The organism is Synechococcus sp. Cruz CV12-2-Slac-r (assembly GCF_024346075.1).
Taxonomy (GTDB): Bacteria; Cyanobacteriota; Cyanobacteriia; order PCC-6307; family Cyanobiaceae; genus Synechococcus_D.
This window is the reverse complement of the sequence record NZ_JAGQEK010000084.1, coordinates 1-7,561: the sequence shown is the minus strand read 5'-3', so window position 1 is coordinate 7,561 and position 7,561 is coordinate 1. Positions and strand designations below refer to the sequence as shown.

Sequence of the window (7,561 nt, the reverse complement as noted above, 5' to 3'; positions counted from 1 at the left end):
CGTGGGGTGATGGGAATAGCAGATCAAGCTGTATTCGATCCTTTATTTATATGGCGTGATGAGCTCTACCGCAAATTAGGTAGAGTGGTTATTGAATCTCCACCTTTTGAAGGAAATGAAACGATATCGATCGATTAATTTCTTTCCTTATTCTTTTTGGTATTTTCAATGACAAACGTTCCAAGCCTAATTTCATTAAGGGAACTTGAGGAAGAGCTCGGCTTGGAACGATCCGAATTGCTTTTATTATTACGCCAAGAAAAGCTACAAACCGTTCATAAAGGTTTACGCACTTACGTGAACCGTAGTGACATTGATAATTTAAGGAATCGGGCTTCTATAAACGATAACGTTAGTTCGTTAACTGTATTGGAGATGAAACCCGCGTCGGCAGAACCTGCAGCAGCGTGGGAAGATGCAAATCAATTCGCTCAATTGCGTTTATTGCGCGAGCGTTTGGATTTATTAATACTATGTGCTGATCGCTCTATTCATTTGGAATCTGGTGAATTGGCAAGTTTGTTGGGATTGCGCAGGATATCTGCTCGTCAACATGATCATCATGGTGTTTATTTTGAACGTTATGGGCTTCGTTTTCGCAGGTTGGATCAGCAGGGGCAGCGATCTAGTTGGAAGGTGATTGCCCTTGAGTAAATCGAGCCAGATTTATCAGGAATCTCCGTTTCTTGAACCGCGGCGTCCGCGGAGAGCTTTGTTTATCGGCGCAGCATCGGGCTTGATCCTTGCTATTTTTGCAGTGGAATATTGGATATCGGGAGCTTTCATTGGCGCATTAATCTCAGACTTATTATTTGTTTTGCCCTATGGTTTGCGTTTATCCTCATCAGATACAAGGGATTTATTTTTATCTGCTGATTTAAGAAAAGATCGCCTATTAAAACGTTCATTGTTGGTTCTCTTTGTGGGACTAGTTTTTCTTGGTTTGTCTATGCATGATATGAATACCGCAAAGTCTGATACGAAAACCTTTCAGCTGCTGCTTTACTTTTTTGGAGTTATATTATGTTGGCTTGAGCTGCAATTGGCATTTGCTACCTATTATGCAAAATTATTCTATAGAGGTAATGAACACGGGGGGGAATCTATTGATCAAGGCCCACAAGAGTTAATTTTCCCAGGTGACGACGCCCCTTTGTTTACTGATTTTGTCTATGTTGCGAATGCAGTAGCACTTACTTTTGCAATGAGCGATGTAAATATAGAATCTTCTCGCATGCGGAAAACTGTAATGTTTCAAGCATTAGCCTCTTTTCTCTTTTATACTTTAATCTTCTCGGTTGTGGCCAATTTAATGATTAATTCATAGCAAAATTATTTGGCATTAAACTAAAGTTTTGCCAATTTATCCTGCGACCAAGATAAAGGCCAAGCTTTTCTCCTGCTTTCTTGCCAGGGCTTTTAAGTAATGCCCCTCCAATAATTCCAAATAATGTTTGGCTTGTAGCCTCCCCTGCAGCAGCTTTGCCGGTTTGTTCTAGCCATGTTATTGGCTTTCGCCATTGTTTTGTTTGTTGCAGTGCTGCATCTTCTCCAAGTTGCGTTAACAACAAACTACCGATTAATGCCCCTGCTCCGGCCCCTATTGGCCCTGCAATTAAGCTACCAATTCGTAGCCCTGCAAGAGCACCAGCCTCTTCTCCAATTCGGCCAGTCACTCTGCTTACAATCTTTTTTTTCGCTTTAGTTAATTTAGGTTGCAAGTTATTTTGATTTCGATTTTGAATTTTATTCAAGCCTTCAGTTGCTGCTACTGCTCCAATTACTAGGCCAAGGAATGATCCAACTGATGTGCCAACCGGCCCGATAAGAAGAGATCCCAAAGAACCGCCAAGCGCCCCTCCCAGCGAAGCTCCAATTAAGTTTGCCCCCACTTCCAAACTAATTTGCTCAAGGAGATTGTGTGAATTAGTATTTTTTGAAATTGGCATTGGCGCGGTTAGCCACCAGCCATATTCACTGATGGTTTCAGCTAGTGAATGAAGCGATGCAGGATTATCAATTAAGATTGAATTGCTTTTATTATGCCACTTGGCTCCTAGTTTCGTTGCGATCAGTGCTCCATTAGCCGAATCGCCTGAAACTAGTTTTAGTCGCATCCGTCTAGGCAAGTAGTGCTGAATCTGAAGCACGCCATGGGGCTCAGTCGGAATTTCAAATAAAGTCATTAACGTTTCTTAATCTTAATGTGTTCCAATATAAAGATAAAAACATAATTCTTCCGATGTTTGAGCTTGAAGTTTTGGCTGCTTTTGGCATCGGCGCTGGATTGATGGCGTTGGCACCTGCAGTAGCTGCAGTTACCGGTGGTGGCAAATTATCTCGGGGTATGGCTGATACCGGAAGAGACCTAACCAAACGAGGTTTAAAGGTTGGTGTGATTGTTATTGATAAGGTATCGGAAGCTACCACTTCTGTTGTTCACAACATTTCGGAACTTGGGGAAAGTTTCAATGATCTAGTCGCTGAGGCCCGTGCAGATCTTGTTCAGGATCGCGCTAATTCGTCTAGTAATGATGTTGCTGTTGAAAAAGTTACTGAAGTAACTGTTGAGGGTTGATCCTAGATTCATGCTTCAACATATTATTTCTGAGCCCTTGGCGCTTCGCCATAGAACCGGAAATCGCTTTAGGTTTGCAGTTAACTTAAACTTTTCTGACGTTATTTGTGAATTTATTAGTTCTTTGCCCGGCGTAAAAAAGTTTCGCTTTAATTCTCTAAGTTCATCTTTAGTTGTTGAGTTTTCGTCTGATTTAGATTTTGAATGCTGGTTAAATTCAACTAATGAAAAATTAGCAATATTAGCATTAACTAAATCCTCCTCTGCATCCTCTTCTTTAGCTTTATCAAGTTCAGAGCTTCCACCCTTAATAGCTGATGGAACTCAAGCAGAAATAGCTGCTGCTATTTCAAGTGAAAAGTTTGATTTATTGCCTGCAAGATTAAAGTTACCTCTTCTGGCACTTGTTACAACTACTCTTGCACTGCCGCTCGAACTTCCTTTCTTCCCACTTTTATTATTAGTTCTTTTGGCCGGCGGACGCTGTTTCGATCGAGCTCGTTCAAGTTTGTGGGACCGTAGAAAATTAAATGTTGATGTATTAGACGCTCTTGCTGTTGTTTTACATAGCATTGAAGGCTTCTTGTTTGGCCCTGCACTGATGCTTTCGATGATTGAAGGTGGCGAATCAATAAGGGATGCTACTGCGAGAATCGCTCATTCATCAACGCGTTCTTTAAAAACTGATCTTGAGACGCAAGTTAATATTCGGCGCGCTGATATATCAATGCTAATTTGTATTGCTGATATTGAGTTTGGTGATGTTGTTCTATTATTTGCCGGGGATCAGGTACCTATAGACGGCATTGTTTTGTTGGGGCAGTCAAGTCTTGATGTTCGCAGTCTTACAGGAGAATCAGTTCCTAGGTTTGTTGAACCTGGTGATGACGTTCTTGCATCTTCCTTAGTGTTAGAGGGTTCCATTGAAGTTTTAACAACAGCAGTGGGTCAATTTACTAAAGCAGGCCAAATTGCAAAATTGCTTGAAGCAGCTCCAGTGTGCGATAGCAGAGTTGGAAATTATGCGGCTAAAGTAGCTGATCAATTTGTTTTACCAACTCTTGCATTATCAGCGTTGAGTTTTAGTTTATTTGGCAGTTTATCTCAGGCAGCTTCCTTATTGATGCTTGATTTAGGTACAGGTTTAAGGGTTTCAGTTCCCACTTCAATACTTGCTTCTCTCAATCGCGCAGCATCCAACGGTATATTGATTCGCAGTGGAAGAGCACTTGAAGCTTTAGCAGAAGTTGATGTTATTGTTTTTGATAAAACAGGAACATTAACCACTGGTGATCCAGAGCTACTTCATATTGAAGTGTTAGACAATTCCTATTCACAAAATGATTTGCTACAGCTGGCAGCTAGTGCTGAGCAAGGTCTTAAGCACCCAATTGCTATTGCAATTTGTAATGCTGCCAAATCTAAAAAGATTTCTTTGCTAACCGTTAGCGATTGGCGTTGTGAAATTGGTAGAGGTGTCAGTGCGAGCCAATCTGGTCGGAAATTACTTGTTGGAAATAGGCGTTTACTTAGAGAGGAGGGTATCGATCCACCTCCTTTTAGCAGCGACTCAAGCTTGAGAGTTGCAACTGAAATTGTCATTGCAGTTGATTCTCGATTGGCGGGTGTTATTTATTTAGCTGATTCATTACGTAGTGACTCCAAAGAGTTGCTTCGATTGCTTGGAGAGAAGGGTATCTCTTGCCACATACTTACAGGTGATTCAGAAGCGGTTGCACTTCAAGTGGGGCAGCAATTGGGTTTGAGGAGGAGTCAAATCCATGCTGAAGCTCTGCCTGATGTGAAAGCGGATGTGGTGAGGCGTTTAAAGGCAGAGGGGCATCGAGTTGCTTTTGTGGGCGATGGATTGAATGACTCCGCTGCACTAGCCTACGCTGATGTGGCTGTTTCTTTCTGTCATGGTAGTGATATTGCTAAGGAAACAGCTGAGATAATTCTCTCAGGAGGAAATATAATCCAACTTCTTGAAGCTTATGAGCTTTCTAAGTTTAGCTTCTCTATTGTGAAGCAAAATATTGCAATAGTAGCAGTACCTAATCTTACGGCTTTGGTTATAGGAGTTTTGTTGCCAATACCTCCTATATTTGCCATTCTTATAAATAATGGAAGCTGTATTCTGGCAGCGTTAAATGCTTTGCGTCCATTAGCTCATAAGCCTAATATCACATTACCCAAACCAGAAATCCAAGACCTTGAATTAAAACAGTTAGCTGCGCGCCTTGGTACAACATCTCAAAAAATTGTTGCGAAGAGATCTAAGGCGGATTTCGCTAACTGGTCTGCAAGCAATGATCCTCAACAATATTCTTGGCGATATGAAACTAAATTAAAGTTATTTAGGGTTTCTTCGGATTTTTAGCTATGACTCATCTAGAGGTAGTTCATACTCTCCCCTGTAGATTGCGGCTGAGGTTTTCCCCCCCATTGCAGTTGCATCAGGCCTTCGGAATTCAATCTTCCTTAGTTGATATTTACCCAGATTTACCACTTCGTCTTTGGGGCTTAGGGCAAGGTTTAGTAATAGGTGATGGTAAAAACCCCTTAGATCCAAATTTGATAGCAGAAATTGCTCAATTACTTATTAACCCTCTAGATCATATTGCTAGTTGGCGGGATCGTTTAATTCACTGGCTGATGATCTTAGCAATTCTTGGATGGGCATTACCGATCTTGCCAGGCACCCCATTCTTTCTGTTGGCGTTAGCTTTGCGTTATAAACCAAAATGAATACAATATTGAAGGTTGGGGATAGTATCTGTTCTCCTCTTTCAGGTTATGTTTGGGTTGTTCGTTCAGCCTTACCTGGCAGATTGCGATTATCCAATATTCAATTATCGGTTAGTAGCAAATTCCAGGAAAGCCTTGAATTTGCAGCTTCTGATTCTGTGCATGTCGACTTTATTCGTATTAATCTCCAGGCTGGATGTATTGTGTTGCTAAATCATAGTTTTCTTTCATGGTCTTTTGATGAGGTTCAAGATTTATTTAATTGTGTTGATTACTCCTCTCAACAGAATTCCAGTTTAGTAATCCAGAATTCATCTAATCGAGGTGCTTTAGTAAGAATTTTAATTGCTAGCGGATTGTTTGCTTTAAATCCTTTCTTTTTGCAAGCATGGTTTTTGCCTATAATCTTTCTTTTGCTTCCTCCTTTATTTCTACCTTTTTTGTTGAACTTGAAGCGAGATATTGCTAATCGCAAGATTCCAGTTGATTCTTTAGATCTTTTTTGGTTAACGAGTTTACTAGTGCGTGGTGAATATGGAGGTTTTGCAACTGAAATTGCGTTAGACAACAGTAATCAGTTGCTTCAGGGCCAAATATCTAGCAATATTAGTTACGGTGAAGAGTTGTGTCTTGAGTTACAACGTTGGCAAAATGAGGTTACTTTCTTATTGGCGCCTCCTCAATTAGGTGAAAAGCATCTTAATGATTTGCGTAGTGGCGACAGGATACTAATTGCTAAGGGTGGAATGGTACCTCTAGATGGTTATATCGTTTCCGGTTCAGGTGTAGTTAGTAAGCATTTGCTTGATGGTGATCCAGCACAGATAAATGTTGAAAGTTTTCAACCCCTGCCTTTAGGTGTTGTGGTTGTTCAGGGTGAAATAGTTCTTAAACTCACCCAAAGTCTCACAGATCAGCCTATCTATCAGCATCTACTTGATCTTGCCCAGCATCATCCAGAACCCTGGGGAATTGAGAAAGCTCGTTTGCTGCACAAGCAGGTTTTACCTGTTTCTCTTGGTTTAGCATTTTCAGCACTTTTGCTTGGACGCACTCATGCAGCTTCGGCTTTATTGCAATTTGATCCGTTCAATGATTGGCAGTTAAGTGCATCGATTGCTTATCGGGGCGTAAGGAAACTTTTTGCTGGTTGGGGCGTATCTTTGCGTAAGGGTTTTGTTTTGGATCGTTTAGCCGATTGCCATATTTTAGTTGTTACTGAGGGTGCAATATGTTTTGGTTTGAATCGAGCTATTTTAGAAATGCGCAGTTTAGATGCTGATTACAATGTAAATACATTGGTGGAAATGGTTTCTGGCTTTAGACGTTTTGAATTCCCCGAAGCAATACCACTATTCCCATTGCAAATGTTTTTAAAGGAGAATGATCTTGAACCGCGCCAAGTTGATAATCTGATTTCAGTGGGTGGCTGCGGTTTAAATGGTAATATTTCAGGCCTAGATGTATATATTGGTGGTGGAGCACTATTAAGGCTTTTAAATATTCCAAGACCCTTGTCTATGCCTCAAGTTAAGGATCGTCATTGGCTTTTCATTGTTGTTAACTCTGTTGTTGTTGGTGGTTTGTTTTATGAGGATCATCTCGACAAGGAAGTTGTTCGTTCATTACAACGTTTAAGGCATAATGGTTGGCATTTGCATTTAGTAAGTACTTGGCATGGCGATACTCTTGATTCTGTTGCTAGGCAATTGAAACTTTCTCCTGAGATGGTTCATACAGCCTTAAATTTAAATGATCGTATGGAGTTAATTCGATCCTTTGATCGTGCCGCAAGCCCTGTTGCATTTATTGGATCTTCTCTAGTTGATAGTGGGGCGTTTGCTGAAGCGGATATTGCGATAGCTGTTAGTGATGGATCTTTTTCACTACCAATTGAAATGGCAGACATAGTATTACCTGCTAAGAGATTAGATCGATTAATTGATTGTGCGGCAGTTTCCGGTGATATTGCGTCCAATAATCGTAGAAATTTTTACTTAATTATGTTTCCTCACTCAGCAGCATTGCTGTTGAGCTTGCTACTACTTCTTGATCCACTTCTGGCTGTTCTTCTTGCTGATCTTCCTTTATTATTGGTTGAATTTAGCAATCTATCAACCCATAGGAACATGCAAGATAAACACCGAGGTGGTTGGCGCTCTCAGCGAAAACGCACTTCTAAGCGCCGATCTACCAATCGAGCACCGCAAGGTGATAGTTCATTAAATAAGCTGG

The 7,561-nt window shown here is 40.9% G+C and carries 7 protein-coding genes; 6 read left to right on the top strand and 1 reads right to left on the bottom strand.

Going from position 1 to position 7,561, the window contains the following annotated elements:
• Positions 1 to 168 precede the first annotated feature (168 nt).
• A complete protein-coding gene (locus KB557_RS07590) occupies positions 169 to 654 on the top strand; it encodes a hypothetical protein (RefSeq protein WP_255132897.1) in 486 nt (161 codons plus the stop codon).
• Entirely contained in the window at positions 647 to 1,327 is a 681-nt protein-coding gene (locus tag KB557_RS07585) for a DUF1345 domain-containing protein (RefSeq protein ID WP_255132895.1), read from the top strand. Before KB557_RS07590 ends, KB557_RS07585 begins: the two co-directional genes overlap by 8 nt.
• On the opposite strand, the gene KB557_RS07580 is transcribed toward KB557_RS07585, so the two are convergent.
• Complete coding sequence (locus KB557_RS07580; RefSeq protein ID WP_255132893.1) at positions 1,317 to 2,117, bottom strand: hypothetical protein; 801 nt, start codon at positions 2,115 to 2,117, stop codon at positions 1,317 to 1,319. The genes KB557_RS07585 and KB557_RS07580 overlap by 11 nt on opposite strands.
• Positions 2,118 to 2,242: 125 nt before the next feature.
• On the opposite strand from KB557_RS07580, the gene KB557_RS07575 reads away from it, so the two are divergent.
• The 4 genes from KB557_RS07575 to KB557_RS07560 form a co-directional block, all read left to right on the top strand.
• Entirely contained in the window at positions 2,243 to 2,578 is a 336-nt protein-coding gene (locus tag KB557_RS07575) for a hypothetical protein (protein ID WP_255132891.1), read from the top strand.
• A gap of 37 nt (positions 2,579 to 2,615) precedes the next feature.
• Positions 2,616 to 4,958 (top strand): heavy metal translocating P-type ATPase, encoded by a 2,343-nt coding sequence (locus KB557_RS07570; RefSeq protein WP_255132889.1) that lies wholly within the window; start codon positions 2,616 to 2,618, stop codon positions 4,956 to 4,958.
• A 2-nt stretch (positions 4,959 to 4,960) separates the two neighbouring features.
• Positions 4,961 to 5,326 carry a YbaN family protein gene (locus KB557_RS07565; protein ID WP_255132887.1) on the top strand — a complete coding sequence of 122 codons (366 nt, stop codon included), beginning with the start codon at positions 4,961 to 4,963 and terminating at the stop codon, positions 5,324 to 5,326.
• Positions 5,323 to 7,561: hypothetical protein (locus KB557_RS07560; RefSeq protein WP_255132886.1), on the top strand; the 2,239-nt coding region annotated here is incomplete at its 3' end. The genes KB557_RS07565 and KB557_RS07560, both read left to right, overlap by 4 nt.

Excerpts from the sequence above, each read along its gene's own strand:
- KB557_RS07590 (WP_255132897.1), top strand. The coding sequence starts at position 169 with ATGACAAACGTTCCAAGCCTAATTTCATTAAGGGAACTTGAGGAAGAG.
- KB557_RS07580 (WP_255132893.1), bottom strand. The coding sequence starts at position 2,117 with ATGCGACTAAAACTAGTTTCAGGCGATTCGGCTAATGGAGCACTGATC.
- KB557_RS07565 (WP_255132887.1), top strand. The coding sequence starts at position 4,961 with ATGACTCATCTAGAGGTAGTTCATACTCTCCCCTGTAGATTGCGGCTG.
- KB557_RS07575 (WP_255132891.1), top strand. The coding sequence starts at position 2,243 with ATGTTTGAGCTTGAAGTTTTGGCTGCTTTTGGCATCGGCGCTGGATTG.